The 14,125-nt window shown below is 73.2% G+C and carries 13 protein-coding genes; 6 read left to right on the top strand and 7 right to left on the bottom strand.

Features of this window, described 5'->3' with window-relative positions; all coding sequences use genetic code 11:
• Positions 1–2: 2 nt before the first annotated feature.
• From ABZ939_RS15980 to ABZ939_RS15990, 3 genes are all read right to left on the bottom strand, one after another.
• Positions 3–2,447, bottom strand: a complete 2,445-nt coding sequence (locus ABZ939_RS15980) for an FAD-dependent oxidoreductase (protein WP_361854347.1) — start codon at positions 2,445–2,447, stop codon at positions 3–5.
• Complete coding sequence (locus ABZ939_RS15985; RefSeq protein ID WP_361854350.1) at positions 2,444–3,526, bottom strand: S-(hydroxymethyl)mycothiol dehydrogenase; 1,083 nt, start codon at positions 3,524–3,526, stop codon at positions 2,444–2,446. The genes ABZ939_RS15980 and ABZ939_RS15985 overlap by 4 nt, the downstream gene beginning before the upstream one ends.
• A 200-nt stretch (positions 3,527–3,726) precedes the next feature.
• Entirely contained in the window at positions 3,727–4,545 is an 819-nt protein-coding gene (locus ABZ939_RS15990) for an IclR family transcriptional regulator (RefSeq protein WP_361854353.1), read from the bottom strand.
• A gap of 169 nt (positions 4,546–4,714) precedes the next feature.
• Between ABZ939_RS15990 and ABZ939_RS15995 the strand changes: the two genes are divergently transcribed.
• The gene (locus ABZ939_RS15995; RefSeq protein WP_361854356.1) at positions 4,715–5,035 is read left to right on the top strand and encodes a bifunctional 3-phenylpropionate/cinnamic acid dioxygenase ferredoxin subunit; all 321 of its coding nucleotides are present in this window, start codon (positions 4,715–4,717) and stop codon (positions 5,033–5,035) included.
• Positions 5,032–6,255, top strand: coding sequence for an FAD-dependent oxidoreductase (locus ABZ939_RS16000; protein WP_361854359.1), 1,224 nt, complete (start codon positions 5,032–5,034; stop codon positions 6,253–6,255). The genes ABZ939_RS15995 and ABZ939_RS16000 overlap by 4 nt, the downstream gene beginning before the upstream one ends.
• On the opposite strand, the gene ABZ939_RS16005 is transcribed toward ABZ939_RS16000, so the two are convergent.
• Both ABZ939_RS16005 and ABZ939_RS16010 read right to left on the bottom strand, forming a co-directional pair.
• On the bottom strand, positions 6,180–6,410 hold the full coding sequence (locus ABZ939_RS16005) for a hypothetical protein (RefSeq protein WP_361854362.1): 231 nt from the start codon (positions 6,408–6,410) through the stop codon (positions 6,180–6,182). The genes ABZ939_RS16000 and ABZ939_RS16005 overlap by 76 nt on opposite strands.
• Positions 6,411–6,459: 49 nt before the next feature.
• Positions 6,460–7,005, bottom strand: coding sequence for an EF-hand domain-containing protein (locus ABZ939_RS16010; protein WP_361854365.1), 546 nt, complete (start codon positions 7,003–7,005; stop codon positions 6,460–6,462).
• A gap of 177 nt (positions 7,006–7,182) precedes the next feature.
• On the opposite strand from ABZ939_RS16010, the gene ABZ939_RS16015 reads away from it, so the two are divergent.
• Together ABZ939_RS16015 and ABZ939_RS16020 are read left to right on the top strand one after the other, a co-directional pair.
• The gene (locus ABZ939_RS16015; protein WP_361854368.1) at positions 7,183–8,208 is read left to right on the top strand and encodes a M28 family peptidase; all 1,026 of its coding nucleotides are present in this window, start codon (positions 7,183–7,185) and stop codon (positions 8,206–8,208) included.
• A gap of 83 nt (positions 8,209–8,291) precedes the next feature.
• Complete coding sequence (locus tag ABZ939_RS16020; RefSeq protein WP_361854371.1) at positions 8,292–8,588, top strand: antibiotic biosynthesis monooxygenase; 297 nt, start codon at positions 8,292–8,294, stop codon at positions 8,586–8,588.
• Between the two features lie 26 nt (positions 8,589–8,614).
• Here ABZ939_RS16020 and ABZ939_RS16025 read toward each other — a convergent pair whose 3' ends face one another.
• A complete protein-coding gene (locus tag ABZ939_RS16025; protein WP_361854374.1) occupies positions 8,615–9,076 on the bottom strand; it encodes an Rrf2 family transcriptional regulator in 462 nt (153 codons plus the stop codon).
• Positions 9,077–9,278: 202 nt separating this feature from the next.
• Between ABZ939_RS16025 and ABZ939_RS16030 the strand changes: the two genes are divergently transcribed.
• On the top strand, positions 9,279–11,948 hold the full coding sequence (locus tag ABZ939_RS16030; RefSeq protein ID WP_361854595.1) for an FAD/NAD(P)-binding protein: 2,670 nt from the start codon (positions 9,279–9,281) through the stop codon (positions 11,946–11,948).
• A 192-nt stretch (positions 11,949–12,140) separates the two neighbouring features.
• Here ABZ939_RS16030 and ABZ939_RS16035 read toward each other — a convergent pair whose 3' ends face one another.
• Complete coding sequence (locus ABZ939_RS16035; RefSeq protein ID WP_361854376.1) at positions 12,141–13,376, bottom strand: Tm-1-like ATP-binding domain-containing protein; 1,236 nt, start codon at positions 13,374–13,376, stop codon at positions 12,141–12,143.
• 120 nt (positions 13,377–13,496) lie between these two features.
• Here ABZ939_RS16035 and ABZ939_RS16040 point away from each other — a divergent pair, with 120 nt between their 5' ends.
• Positions 13,497–14,075 (top strand): Type-2Aa cytolytic delta-endotoxin, encoded by a 579-nt coding sequence (locus ABZ939_RS16040; protein ID WP_361854378.1) that lies wholly within the window; start codon positions 13,497–13,499, stop codon positions 14,073–14,075.
• The last annotated feature ends 50 nt before the right edge of the window (positions 14,076–14,125 follow it).

Below are 14,125 nucleotides of genomic sequence, written 5' to 3' on the forward strand. Positions count from 1 at the left end.
TCCTAGCGGCGGATTCGGCTCATCTCGGGGTCGAACAGCGGCTCTTCGGCGACGGTGGCCGGGACCTTCTCGCCGATGTACTCGATGTGGACCGCGCTGCCGGGGGCGAGCGGCGGCAGCCAGGCGTACGCGACGCAGCGGCCCAGCGTGTAGCCGTAGGACGCGCTCGTGACGTACCCGGCGGGCCGGCCGTCGACGTACACCGGCTCCTTGCCGAGGACGACGGCGGCGGGGTCGTCGAGAAGGAGCGGGGTCAGCCTGCGGCGCGGCTCGCCGGCCCGTTCCAGCGCGGCCCGTCCGAGGAAGTCGCCCTTGTCCATCCGGACGGCGAAGCCGAGGCCGGCCTCGTACGGGGTGTGCTCTGCGGTCATGTCGTGGCCCCAGGAGCGGTAGCCCTTCTCCAGGCGCAGGCTGTTGAAGGCGGAGCGGCCGGCGGCGATCACTCCGTGCTCCTGCCCCGCCTCCCAGAGGGTGTCCCAGAGCCGCAGTCCCAGGTCGGCGCCGGTGTACAGCTCCCAGCCGAGCTCGCCGACGTAGCTCAGCCGCATCGCCGTCACCGGCACATGGCCGAGGTACGTCTCCCTGGCCCGGAAGTAGCCGAAGCCTTGGTGCGAGAAGTCGTCCCGGGTCAGCGGCTGCACCAGGGCACGGGCGAGCGGACCCCACACCCCGATGCAGCAGGTGCCGGAGGTGATGTCCCTGATGTGTATGTCGGCGGGGGCGTGCCGGAGCAGCCAGTCCTCGTCCGCCCGGCTGTTGGCGCCGATCTGGAAGCGGTCGGTGGCCAGCCGCGCGACGGTCAGGTCCGATCGGATGCCGCCGCTCTCGTCGAGCAGCAGCGTGTAGGTCACGGCTCCCGGCTTCTTGGCCAGGTTGTTCGTGGTCATGCGCTGGAGGAAGGCGAGTGCGCCGGGGCCGGAGACCTCCAGCCTCCGCAGCGGGGTCATGTCGTACAGCGCGACCTTCTCGCGAGTCGCCCGGGCCTCGGCGGCGGCGATCGGCGACCAGTATCGGGCCGACCAGGCGTCCCGCTCCGGCAGGGCGATGCCCTCGGCGAGCGGGGAGTTCGCCTCGTACCAGTGCGGACGCTCCCAGCCGCCGCCCTCCAGGAACTGTGCGCCGAGCTCCCGCTGGCGGGCGTGAAAGGGGCTCACGCGCAGCGGGCGCGGCTCCTCCATGGGCTGCAGCGGGTGCAGCACGTCGTAGACCTCGACGAACTGGCGGGCGCCGCGGTCACGGACGTAAGCGGGGGAGCGCTGGGCGTCCTCGAAGCGGGTGTGGTCGCACTCGTGGACGTCCACGGCTGGGCGCCCGTCGACCATCCACTCGGCCACGGCCTTCGCCACCCCGGCCGAGTGCGTGACCCACACGGCCTCGGCGAGCCAGAAACCGCGCAGGGAGCGGGCCTCGCCGAGCAGCGGCATCCCGTCCGGGGTGAAGGAGAAGACGCCGTTGAAGCCCTCCTCGATCGCGCTGCCGGCGAGCGCGGGCAGGAGTTCCAGGCAGTCCTCCCAGCTCGGCGCGAAGTCCTCCGGGGTGAAGGCGAGCGAGGAGGGCATGACCGGGGCCTCGTCGTAGGACGGGACGGTGAACGGGTTGACGGGCAGCGGCCGGTGGGCGTAGCTGCCGATGCCGATCCGGTCGGTGTGCTCGCGGAAGTACAGGTCACGGTCCTGGAACCGCAGGATCGGACGGGACGCCTCCTTACGCGGGTCGTTGACACCGGCGAGCTCCGGCAGGGGCGCGGTCTTCGCGTACTGGTGGGCCAGCGGCAGCAGCGGGACGTCCACGCCCGCCATCCGCCCGACGACCGGGCCCCAGAATCCGGCCGCCGACACGACGTGGTCGGCCGGGAAGACACCCCGGTCGGTGACGACCGCGGTGACACGCCCGTCCGCCCGCTCGATGCCGGTGACGGTGTGCCGCTCCAGGAAGCGCGCGCCGCGCGACTCGGCGCGGGCCTGCTGGGCGCGGCAGGCGAGCACGGCGCGGGCCAGACCGTCGTCCGGGGTGTGGAACCCGCCGAGGATCTTGCTCTCGTCGAGCAGCGGCCACAGCTCCTTGCAGCGCCGGGCCGTGAGCAGCTCACCGCGGATCCCCCAGGCGGCGGCGTATCCGGCCCTGCGGTGCAGCTCGGCCCAGCGCTCCTCGGTGGTCGCCAGTTCCAGGCCGCCCACCGGGTTGAAGCAGGGCAGCCCTTCGACCTCCAGCGAGCGGAACTTCTCCACGGTGTACGCGGCGAAGGCGCTGAGCGTCCTGGACGGGCTGGTCTGGAAGACGAGGCCCGGGGCGTGCGAGGTGGAGCCGCCGGGGGCGGGCAGGGGGCCCTGCTCGAGGACCGTGACATCGGTCCAGCCGCGGGCGGTCAGCTCGTCGGCGAGCGAGCAGCCCACGATGCCGGCGCCGATGACCACGACACGGGGAGACGCGGGCGCGAGGTCCGTCACAGGACCACCACCGAGCGCAGGACCTCGCCGCGGTGCATCTTGGCGAAGGCGTCCTCGACCCCGTCGAGCCCGATCGTCTCGGTGACGAAGGAGTTGAGGTCGAGGAGGCCGTAGAGGTACTGGTCGATCAGGATCGGGAAGTCGCGGCTCGGGAGGCAGTCCCCGTACCAGGAGGACTTCAGCGCGCCGCCGCGCGAGAACAGGTCGATCAGCGGGAGGTCGATCCTCATCTCGGGGTCGGGGACCCCGACCTGGACGAGCACACCGGCGTGGTCACGCATGTAGAACGCCTGCCGGTACGTCTCCGGGCGGCCGACGGCGTCGATGGCGATGTCCACCCCGAATCCGTCGGTGAGCGCGCGAACGGCCTCGACGGGGTCCGTCCCACGGGAGTTGACCGTGTGCGTGGCCCCGAACTTCTCGGCCAGGTTCAGCTTCCGGTCGTCGACGTCGACGGCGATGACCTTGCGGGCGCCGTTGAGACAGGCGCCCGCGATGGCCGCGTTGCCGACGCCGCCGCAGCCGATCACGGCGACCGTGTCACCGTTGCCGACCTGCCCGGTGTTCACGGCGGCGCCGTAACCGGCCATCACCCCACAGCCGATGAGTCCGGCGGCCTCGGGCCGGGCGGCCGGGTCGACCTTCACCGCCTGCCCTGCGGCGACGAGGGTCTTCTCGGCGAAGGCGCCGATGCCCAGCGCGGGCGACAGAGGTTTCCCGTCGAGGGTCATCGGTCGGGTGGCGTTGCGGGAGTCGAAGCAGTACCAGGGGCGGCCGCGGCGACAGGAGCGGCAGGCGCCGCACGGGGCGCGCCAGGCGAGGACGACGTAGTCGCCCGGCGTCAGGTCGGTGACGCCCTCGCCCACCGACTCGACGGTGCCGGCCGCCTCGTGGCCGAGCAGGAAGGGGAAGTCGTCGTTGATCGCCCCCTCCCGGTAGTGCAGATCGGTGTGGCAGACCCCGCAGGCCTGCACGGAGACGAGAACCTCACCGGGCCCGGGATCGGGGACGAGGATCGTCCGCACCTCCACGGGTGCGCCCTTCTTGACGGCAACGACGGCACGGACCTCATGCGGCACTATGGGCTCCTCGTTTGTTGCGCAGTGCACGATGGGTTGCACGATGGGGAACATAGTGGGAACGCCGACAACGGGCCGTCAAGAGGCCGGAGTTAACAGCGCGCAAAACCCGTCGGCGTACCGAAACGCTCCGGACACACGACGACGCGGGGCCGGGTCTCCCCGGCCCCGCGTCGCGAGGGGCATCGCTCGACGGCCCGTCAGATGGCGTAACCCATGCGCCGGGACAGCTCGTTCGCCGCGACGACGGTCCGCGCGGCGAGCTCGGGCAGCCGGTCGCGCTCGAGCCGGTAGGCCGGACCCGACACGCTGATCGCGCCGATCACCCGGCCGTCGTGCGCCCGCACCGGCGCGGCGACGGCGTGAAGTCCCATCTCCAGTTCCTCCGCCGCGATGGCGAAGCCCTGTGCGTACGCCGCGTCCAGCTCGGCGCGGAGTATCCCCGCGCTCGTCACCGTGTGCTCCGTGAACCGCGGCAGCGCCCGGGCCAACAGACCCTCGCGGAGCGTCACCGGCAGATGGGCCAGCAGCACCTTGCCGCTGGAGGTGGCGTGCAGGGGAGTGCGCCGGCCCAGCCAGTTCTGCGCCGTCACCGAGGCGGGTCCGCGGGCCTGCATGATGTTGACGGCGGCGTCGTCGTCGAGGACCGCGATGTTGACCGTCTCGCCCAGCTCGTCGGCGAGTTCGCGGCAGACGGGCGCCGCCTCCTGCGAGATGTCCAGGCGCACGGCCGCCGCTCCCGCGAGCCGCAGGATGCCGGCGCCCAGGAAGTACTTGCCGCGGTCCTGCGCCTGGGCGACCAGGCCCCGGTTCTCCAGCACACCCAGGAGCCGGAACGCGGTGGACTTGTGCACGTCCAACTCGTCGGCGATCTCGGTGACTCCGACCTCGCCGTGCCGGGCCAGGATCTCGAGGACGCTGACGGCGCGGTCCACCGACTGGATCGCCCCCGCCCCTCCTCTGGGGGTGCGCTCCGATGACTCCTCGGTCGGTTCGGCCTCTGTGCGGTCGCGGGTCATAGCTCAACTCTCGCCATCTTGCGGCCCCTTGGGCACGCATCTTCGGGAAGCCCTTGACGCGGCGGGCACCCCGACCGGATTCTGTTGCGCATAGCGCTCCCTCACGCGCCATACGCAACCTGATGTTACCGAAGCGTCCTGCCGTTCACTCCTGGACCGAGGGGGGCCCGTGATTCCCGTCTGCCGCCTTGAAGACCTCCCCGTGGGCGAATCCGTCCGAATCGACACCACCCCGCCGATCGCGGTGTTCAACGCCGACGGCGAGCTGTACGCCATCGACGACACCTGCAGCCACCAGGACGCCTCCCTCTCCGAGGGTTGGCTCGAAGGCTGTCTGGTCGAATGCCCGCTCCACGCCGCCGCATTCGACCTTCGTACCGGGCAGCCGACCTGCCTGCCCGCCCGGCACCCCGTCCGCACCCACCAGGTGGTCGTCGAAGGCGGCGTCATCCATGTCCGGCCCGCCGCGCAGGAGGACACCGCAGCATGAGAACCGTCACCGTCGTCGGCGCCTCGCTCGCGGGCCTGTACGCGGCCCGCGAACTGCGCGCCCAGGGGTTCGACGGGCGGCTGGTGATCGTGGGCGAGGAGCGCCACCGACCCTACGACCGGCCGCCCCTGTCCAAGGACTTCCTCACCGGCCGGGCGGACGAGGACCAACTCGCCCTCACCGATACGGAGGAGGAGGCCGAACTCGCCGCGGAGTGGCTCCTCGGGACGCGGGCCCGCGGGCTCGACCCGCGGGCCCGCACCCTCCTGCTCGACGACGGCGGCACTGTCGTCACCGACGGACTCGTCATCGCCACCGGAGCCTCGGCCCGGAGGCTGCTGGGGACCGACGGTCTCGCCGGAGTCCACACGCTGCGCACCCTCGACGACGCACGCGCCCTGCGCGAGGCCCTGAGCGGCGCCGGCCGGCGGGTCGTCGTCATCGGTGGCGGATTCATCGGCGCCGAGACCGCCTCCTCCTGCGCCTCACTCGGCCACGACGTCACAGTGGTGGAGGCCGCCCCGCTTCCCCTGCTGCCGCAACTCGGCCCCGAGATGGCCGCCGTGTGCGCCGCGCTGCACCGGCGCGGCGGCGCGGAGCTGATCACCGGCACGGGCGTGGCCCGGCTGCACGGCCAAGGCACCGTCACCGGCGTGGAACTGGCCGACGGCCGGACGCTCCCCGCCGACCTGGTCGTCGTCGGCATCGGAGCGGTACCCAACACCGGCTGGCTCGCCGGCTCCACCCTGCCGCTGAGCGACGGCGTCCTCTGCGACGACGGCTGCGTCACCGCCCTGCCCCAGGTCGTGGCCGTCGGCGACGTCGCCCGCGTCGGCGGGCTGCGCGCCGAGCACTGGACCAGCGCCACCGAGCAACCCGCCGTCGCCGTACGCAACCTGCTGGCCGGCCGGACCGTGGACAGCACGCGCCCGCTGCCCTACTTCTGGTCGGACCAGTACGGCGCGCGCATCCAGTTCGCGGGACGCCACCGCGAGGGCGACGGCGTCCGGGTGGTCGAAGGGTCCACGACCGAGGGCGGTTTCCTCTGCCTGTACGAGCGCGAGGGCCGCACGACCGGCGTCCTGGCCGTCGACCGCCCGCGCTCCTTCATGCGGGCCCGCCGCGAGCTGGCCCGTGCGGGCGCTCAGCCGGCCGGGCGGGGCCTGCCCTTCCGTCCGGAGCGGGCGGAGCCCTTGGCCCCGGTCTCCGAGCCCGGGTAGAGGTGATCGCGCTCGGGTCGGAGATCGAGTATGTCGAGGAACTCCGCGAGCTCGGCCCGGTCCGTCGTACGGCTCGCGACGACCCGCCGGGCGGCACGGCGGCGCTCGACGGGATCCCGCCCCACCGAACCGTCGTTCTCCTCAGAGAGCTCCATGACGCCGATCCGACCACACCACGGCCCGCCCCGCATCACCCGCCCTCGCTCAGTGGATACCGAGGAAGATGCCCCCCGGCGTGTTCAGGTCGTCGTTGTGGAGGTGGAACGCGCGCAGCGAACGGGCGATCTCCCGCTGGGAGACATAGGCGTCGCGGTCCAGGTCAAGACGGTCGAAGACCGCCGGGCCCTCCTCGCCCGACACCCCCCACACCGAGAGGTAGACAGCGAACTCCTCCCTGCTGACCCGCTTGTCACCCTTCGTGTCCATGATGCGGAAGATCGCCGCCGCCAGGTTCTCGAGCAGCTCGGGCCGGTCGGAGTCGTAACCCACCGCGCGGTGCGCGGCGACGAACTCGTCCTGGTCCAGCCGCTCCTGCCCCGGCACCGACTGGGTGAGCAGCCCCAGCCACTGGGCCCAGTACGCCCTGTTCAGGGCCTGGATCCGGGGGTCGTCCTCCGCCAGCCCGTATGCGGCGGCGTACGCCTCCACGATGCGCCGGTGGTCGGACCAGGTGACGAATCCGTCCCCGTCGGTGTCCAGGACCGCGAAGAGTCGCAGAAGTCTACGGGTGATCGGATCGAACGTCGCCATTCTTCCGTGTCCTTCCGGCAGAGACGTGTGGACGCCCACGGCCGTGCGCGTGGACGCCCGGAGACGTGCGCGTGGACGTCCCAGTGTCGTCGCTCGTACGCATCGGAGCGCGGCGCAACACCCACCCACGGCGTGCGAAAGGGCGCGCGCCGCCGTGGCGTGCTTCACCATCGAGTCATGGATCCCGGCCCCGACGTGCCCGCGCTCGTCAGGGAACTGACCCGGCGGGCCGACCCGCGACGCCTGCGGCGCGACGTGGAGTTCCTCGCCGACCGCCCGCGCGGCCGGATCCACGCGCCCGAGGCCATGCTCCGCGCGGAGACCCATGTGGCGGACGAGCTCGCCAGGGCCGGCTGGCGGACCGAGCGGCAGCCCTTCGACGTACGGTGGCGCCCGGGCTGCACCGACCAGCCCGGCGGCGCGCTGTCACCGCTCCGGTTCCGCCTGCACCGGCGGCTCAGCGGCGCGAATCTCCTGGCCCGGCTGCCGGGCGGCGACGACCGCCCAGGCGTCCTCGTCGGAGCGCACCTGGACACCGTCGAGGGCAGCCCGGGCGCCGACGACAACGCCTCCGGAGTCGCCGCGCTCCTGGAGATCGCCCGGCTGCTCGGCGATCTGCCGCGGCCGCCGGACGTCACCCTCGCCTGTTTCGACATGGAGGAGCTGGGGTTCGTCGGCGCCCGGGTCGCGGCCCGGGCACTGCGCCGCGGCGGTCGTGTCACCGGCATGATCTGCCTGGAGTCGGTCGGCTGCTTCGCCACCGGCCCCGGAACGCAAGCGCTGCCGGCGGGGTTCGGCACCGTCTTCCCCCGCGAGGCCGCCTCGGTGCGCGCGGCCGGGCGGCGGGGCGACTTCACCCTCGTGGTCCACCGCCGCTCCTCGGACGCGGCCGCCGCCCTCTGGCACCGGGCGGCACGGGCCGCCGAGCCCCCGCTGCCCGTCGTCACGCTGCGCGACCCGCGTCCGGACGGCGTACCGGGAGCCCTCGCGGGCCTCGCCGCGCCCCCACTGAACCATCTCGGCCGCAGCGACCACGCCGCGTTCTGGAACGCGCGGATTCCGGCCGTCATGCTCACCTCTACGGCGAACTTCCGGAACCCCCACTACCACCGGCCCACGGACACCCCGGACACCCTCGACTACGGGCGCCTGACGACCGTCGCCGTCGCCACCGCCGCCACGGCCGTGACCTGGACCCCGTAGCCCCTCGGAGGCGGAATCGGCACCACGGACCTACCGTGGTGAAGAGCGTGATCAAGCCGATCCCCGTTTCCGAGGAGGCTGCGATGGAGCGGCACTTTGTCTGGGTGACCACGCGCCGCGTCAAGCCGGGCACCCTGGAGGAGTTCGAGCGGGCCTGGCGCCCGGGCTTCACTCCCGACGGAATGCGCCGGGCCCTGGCCTACTGGTCCGAGGACGGGCAGGAGATCACCGGAGTCTCGATCTGGGACTCGCAGGAGGCGTGCGACGCGTGGCGGTCCTCCGACGCGGAGCGGGAACGGCGCGATGCCATGGCCCCGTACGTCGTCCAGGAGAGCGAGGGCTTCTACCGGGGCGGCGAACTCACCCTGCCCTCGAGGTGACGACCGTGCGGGGGTGACGACGGTCCCTACGGATACGTCCGTACGTCGTCGTTGTACTCCCGCGCCCGCTCCCGTACGAGCGCGGGCAGCGTTCCCGACGCCAGGTCCGCGAGGGTCGTGCCCTCCAGGACCTGGCGCAGACTCGTGCGTACGGCCCGCCACACGTCCGGCATGGGCGCGGCGGCGCCCTGGTACTCCAGACCGGTCAGCTTCAGGTCCCGCACACTGACGAGCGGTCCGTCCATCGCTCGGACGACGTCGGCGAGGGTGATCTCCGCGGCGGGTCTGGCGAGGGTGTACCCGCCGTCCGGGCCGCGCACGCTCCGTACCAGCCGCGCCTGGCGCAACTCGCTGAGGACGACGAAGAGGAAGCGGACGGGGATGTCCTGACGGCCCGCGATGTCCTCCGCCTTCAGGGGCCGGTCGGGGGAGCAGGCCAGCTCCGCCATGGCCCGGACCGCGTAGTCCGTTCTTGCTGAGATCCTCACCGCCTCAATGTCTCACGGTTGGCGCGAAAGCGATCCGGCGCGGGTCGCGAGGTCGTGGCGGCCTTGTCATTGCACATTGTTCATCGACATAGTGCACTTCACTGTGCGGCACCCGCCGGCGCAGCAACCGCCTGGCTCGGAGGTTCCCGTCGTGTCCGTGGTGTCCCTGAAGTCGGCCAGGTCCGGTCGTTCGCGCCCCACCGTGGCAGTCGTCGGCGCGGGCGCGGCGGGGGCGCTCGTCGCCGTCCAGCTGTGCGAAGCGGCGGCGCGCCGGCGCACCTCGCTCGACCTGGTCCTGATCGACCCGGCGGCGGAGGCCGGACGCGGAACGGCGTACGCCACCGAGGTCGCCGAGCACCGGCTCAACGTGCCCGTCGGCGGCATGAGCTGCTACCCCGACGACCCCGGCCACTTCCTGCGCTGGTTCTGCCGGCACGGCGAATCCGCCGTCTCCGCCACCGACTTCGCGTCCCGCTACCGCTTCGGCTCGTACCTCGCCGACACCCTCGGCCGGGCCATCATCACCGCTCACGGCACGGTCGCCGTGCGCCGCCTGCGCGCGAGGGCGACCCGCTGCACGGACACGGCCGACGGGCGCCTGGAGCTCCTGCTCGCCGACGGCGCGACCGTGACCGCCGACACCGTCGTCCTGGCCACCGGACCCGCCGCGGGCACCGCCGGCTGGGCCACGGAAGAGCTGCGGCGGTCCGAGCGCTTCGTCGCCCGCCCCTGGGCGCCCGGAGCTCTCGACGCGGTGGGCGCGAGCGACGACGTGCTGCTCGTCGGCACCGGCCTGACCGCCATCGACCTCGCGCTCGTCCTCGACCGGCCCGGCCGCACCGTGCACGCCCTGTCCCGCAGCGGCCTGTTGCCCCAGCCCCACGCCGTCGCCCCGCTCCCGCCCGTACCGCCCCCGCCGGGACTCGCGGCCCTGCCGCTCCACCGGCTCCGCACCGAACTGCGGAGCCATCTCGCCGCCTCGATGCGCGACCACGGCGACTGGCGGCCCGCCCTCGACGGACTGCGCCCCGGCATCGTGGCCCTCTGGCAGGGCCTCACCGACGAGGAGCGGGCCGAGTTCCTCGACCGCGACGCCACCCGGTGGAACGTCCACCGCCACCGGATGGCCCCGACCACCGCCGAGAGCATCTCCCGCGCCCGCGCCTGCCGCCGCCTGCGGATCCACGCGGGCCGGATCGCCACGGCCGCACCACGGGAGGACGGCCGGCTCGCCGTCGCGCTCGCCGACGGACGGGAACTGACGGTGGCGTGGGTGGTGGACTGCACCGGGCCCGGGCTCCGGATGGACGCCGCGGGCGACCCCCTGTGGGGCGGGCTGCTCGCCGACGGCCTCGCGACGCCCGGACCGCTCGGCATCGGTGTCACCACCGAAGCCGGCCGGCTGCGCGACACCCACGGACGCACCGAACGGCCGCTGTTCACCCTCGGAGCGCCCCGGCGCGGCGAACTGTGGGAGACCACCGCGATCCCCGAGATCAGGGCGCAGGCCAAGGACATCGCCGAGGCCGTGCTCGCCCCGCTCGCCCGCACGCCGCAGGCCACCCGCCGCCGGCCCACCGACCAGTTCGGGCTGCCGCTGTCGACCCACGCCGCCGCGGCGGCCTCCTTCCGGACCGGACTCGCCCGCGTCGTCACCGTACGGGCGAAGGCGGCCGAGGCGTTCACCCGGGCCACCGAGCTCGACCCCGGCTTCGCCCTCGGCCACGCCGCGCTCGCCCTGCTCGGGCACGAGAGCGGCGCGGACGTCGACGTGGCCCGGGAACTCGCCGACGCCCAGCGCAGCGCGGCCGAACGCGGCGACGAGCGGGAACGCTCCTTCGTCGACGTCGTCACCCGCCGGGTCCGGGCGCACGACGGGCACGGTGCGGAGGACGGCGACCGGGCGCTCGTCGACCACCTCGACCGCTTCCCCGGCGACGCCTTCGCCCTCTCCATCGCCGTCCCCACCATCGCCTTCGCCGGTGTCGGGGACCTCGACGGCACGCTGGCCCAGCGGCTCGTGGAACGCACTGCGCCCGCCTACGACGGCCACTGGTTCCACACCTCGCTCCTCGCCTTCCTCCGCCAGGAACAGGGACGCATCGACGAAGCGGGCGCCCTCGCCCGGGTGGCCCTGGCCGCCGAGCCCGCCTCCGGACACGCCGTGCACGCCCTCGCCCATGTCCACTACGAGTCCGGCGACCACCGGGCCGGCCGCGACTGGCTCGACGGCTGGATCTGCGGCCAGGGCCGGGGCGCCGTGCACCGGGCCCACTTCTCCTGGCACGTGGCCCTGCACGAACTCGCCCTGGACGACGCCGAGGCGGTACGCCGCCGCTGGTTCGCCCAGCTCGCGCCCCGCCAGGTGAACGGCGTGCGGGCGCTCGTCGACTCCGGCTCGCTCCTGTGGCGGGCCCGGATGGCCCGGAACTGGACGGGCCGCGTCCCCGTCGACGGGGTGCTCGACGCGGTCGCCCGCGACCTGGTCGAGCGGCCCGCGACCGCGTTCACCGCCCTGCACAGCGCCGTCGCCCTGACCGCCGCGGGCGATCTGCCCGCGCTCCGGCGGCTGCGCACCCACGCCGCGGGGGCGGACGCCGTGCAGCGGGAGGTCATCGCCCCCCTGTGCCAGGCGCTGGAGGCCGTCCTGGAGGAGCAGTGGACCACCGCGGTGGAGGGACTGCGCGGCCTGCTGCCCACCCTGCGCCGCGTCGGCGGCAGCGCCGCGCAGCGGGAGGTCGTCGAGGAGACCCTGCTGTACGCGCTGATGGAGGCGGGCCACAGCGACGCCGCCCGCCACCTCCTGGAACAGCGCCTCGACCGCCGCGCCTCCCCCCTCGACCGCCGCCGCCTCGCCGACCTGCGGGCTTAGGGGGCGTCTCGCCGATCAGGCCGGGCTCGCGACGCCTGGCACCGCGCCTCGCCGCGTTGTCGTCGGTCGCCAGGGCTCCGCCATGGCTCCCTCCTCCGCCTTGCGATCCACGGCACCAGACGCCGCTCCCTGATCCGGCCTGATCGACGAGACACCCCCTAGGGGGCGTCTCGGGGGCGTCTCGGGGGTGTCTTAGCCTCCGTCCCCCTCGATCAGACGGTGCAGCAGGTCCGCCGCGGCGCGGCCGAACGACGGGTCGTTCAGGTGCGTGTCGAACTCGACCACGTCCACGGCGCTGCCCGCGAGACCGTGCCGGAGCGCGGCGAACAGGGCCTCGTCCACGGCCGGATCGTGGTACGGCCCGCCCGGTGCGCCGAGCGTGGACAGGCCCCGCAGCGGCAGACACAGCGCCGTGGGGCCCGTCGCCGCCCGCAGTTTCGCCGCGACCCGCGTACCGAGCTCGGCGCACTCCCCGGCCGTCGTCCGCACGACCGAGATCGACGGGTTGTGCACCCGCACATCACGGTCGCGCACCCGAGCGGGAACCGTTTCGATCGGGCCGAACTTCACCATGTCCAGCGCGCCCGGACCCACCACCTGCGGAACACCCCGTCGCCCCGCGGCGAGCAACCGGTCAGGGCCCGCCGTCAGGATGCCGCCGCAGAGATCGTCGGCGATCTCACAGAGCGTCAGATCGAGCACGCCCGCGAACAGCCGCTGCCCCGCCAGCGATTCGAGTGTCCGTCCGCCGGCCCCGCTGGCATGGAACACCAGCACCTCGTAGCCGAGTTCGGTCAGCCGCTCGCGCGCCGCGTCGACGCCCGGGGTCGTCACTCCCGCCATGCTCGCCGCGATCAGCGGTCGGCCGTCGTCGGAAGCCGCCGGCGGCGCGGCGGCCGCGAAACTCCGCGCCATCCCGGCGACGGCGTCGACCGCGTTCGCCAGTATCGGAGCCGACACCCTGTTGACCCCGGCGATGTCGACCACGCTGTACATCATCGTGATGTCCGCGGAGCCGACGTAGGGCGCCACATCGCCCGAGGCCATCGAGGAGACCATCACCTTCGGCACCCCGAGCGGCAGTTCCCGCATCGCCCGCGTCGCGATCGACGTGCCCCCGCTGCCGCCGAGGGCGAGCACCCCGTGGAGTCTGCCCCGCGCGTACAGCCGCCGCACGACCTCCGCCGCACCGCGCGCCATCGCCGTGACGGCCGCGCCACGGTCCCCCTCGCTCAGTAACCGCTCCAGTTCCGTACCCGCCGCCCGGGCCACCTCGGCGCGCGGGACGTCGGCGGGTATCCGCGCCGACCCGATCACCCCGGCGTCGACCACGATGACCTCGACCCCCTGGCTCAGCAGCCGCTCACGCAGCCATCCGTACTCGAGACCCTTGGTGTCCAGCGTCCCCACCAGCACAACGATCGCCATCCCCGTACTGTCCGGCCAAGTCGGCTGAGCGACAAGAGTGTGGCTGCCCGACGCCAGCGCGCGGAACGCCGGACGGCATACTGACCCCCGCTCGATCACCACAACGCACCAGGAGGAGTCATGGCCGCCAGTTTCAAGACCGTCATCGAGGTGGGTCCGGACCATCTCGACCAGGCCCGGGCCATCGACCGGTTGTTCCAGGAGGCGATCGCTCCGGCGACCGTCAACTTCGACTTCGAGAACATCCACCAGGCCGCCGCCGCGATCCCCGACAGCGCCGTCGTGAAGATGGTCCGCGGCTGGGGACTCCAGGAACACGCCCCGGTCATGGTCATGGTGCTCTCCCTCAAGGAGGCCGTGCGCCAGGCCCTGCCCGGCGAGTTCGCCGACGCCTCCTTCTGGGACACCGTCGAGCAGGAACTCGCCCAGGCGTTCACCGGCCTCGCCGCACAGGAGGGCGAGCCGGGGCTCTCGTACTACGAGGAGGCGCCTGACCGCACCAGCTACTACCGTGACCTGTTCTTCGCCCTGCAGGACGAGGAGACCGGCGACCACATGTACGCGATCGCCTTCTGCATCGACGTGACCGTCGGTCTGGAGAAGGAGAAGGCCGCCGCCCTGGAGATCATGGACGTCGCGCCCTACACGATCCGACTCAACGCGATCGTCCTGCGCCAGGAGCTGCGGCTCGCGGCCTGACCGTCGCCCGAACGTGCGCCGACCCGCACCGGCCCGCCGTCCCGGGCCGA

It is taken from the genome of Streptomyces sp. NPDC046712, from assembly GCF_040645695.1.
Taxonomy (GTDB): domain Bacteria; phylum Actinomycetota; class Actinomycetes; order Streptomycetales; family Streptomycetaceae; genus Streptomyces.

Excerpts from the sequence above, each read along its gene's own strand:
- ABZ939_RS15990 (WP_361854353.1), bottom strand. The coding sequence starts at position 4,545 with ATGACCCGCGACCGCACAGAGGCCGAACCGACCGAGGAGTCATCGGAG.
- ABZ939_RS16000 (WP_361854359.1), top strand. The coding sequence starts at position 5,032 with ATGAGAACCGTCACCGTCGTCGGCGCCTCGCTCGCGGGCCTGTACGCG.
- ABZ939_RS16040 (WP_361854378.1), top strand. The coding sequence starts at position 13,497 with ATGGCCGCCAGTTTCAAGACCGTCATCGAGGTGGGTCCGGACCATCTC.
- ABZ939_RS16005 (WP_361854362.1), bottom strand. The coding sequence starts at position 6,410 with ATGGAGCTCTCTGAGGAGAACGACGGTTCGGTGGGGCGGGATCCCGTC.
- ABZ939_RS16035 (WP_361854376.1), bottom strand. The coding sequence starts at position 13,376 with ATGGCGATCGTTGTGCTGGTGGGGACGCTGGACACCAAGGGTCTCGAG.
- ABZ939_RS16010 (WP_361854365.1), bottom strand. The coding sequence starts at position 7,005 with ATGGCGACGTTCGATCCGATCACCCGTAGACTTCTGCGACTCTTCGCG.
- ABZ939_RS16020 (WP_361854371.1), top strand. The coding sequence starts at position 8,292 with ATGGAGCGGCACTTTGTCTGGGTGACCACGCGCCGCGTCAAGCCGGGC.
- ABZ939_RS16015 (WP_361854368.1), top strand. The coding sequence starts at position 7,183 with ATGGATCCCGGCCCCGACGTGCCCGCGCTCGTCAGGGAACTGACCCGG.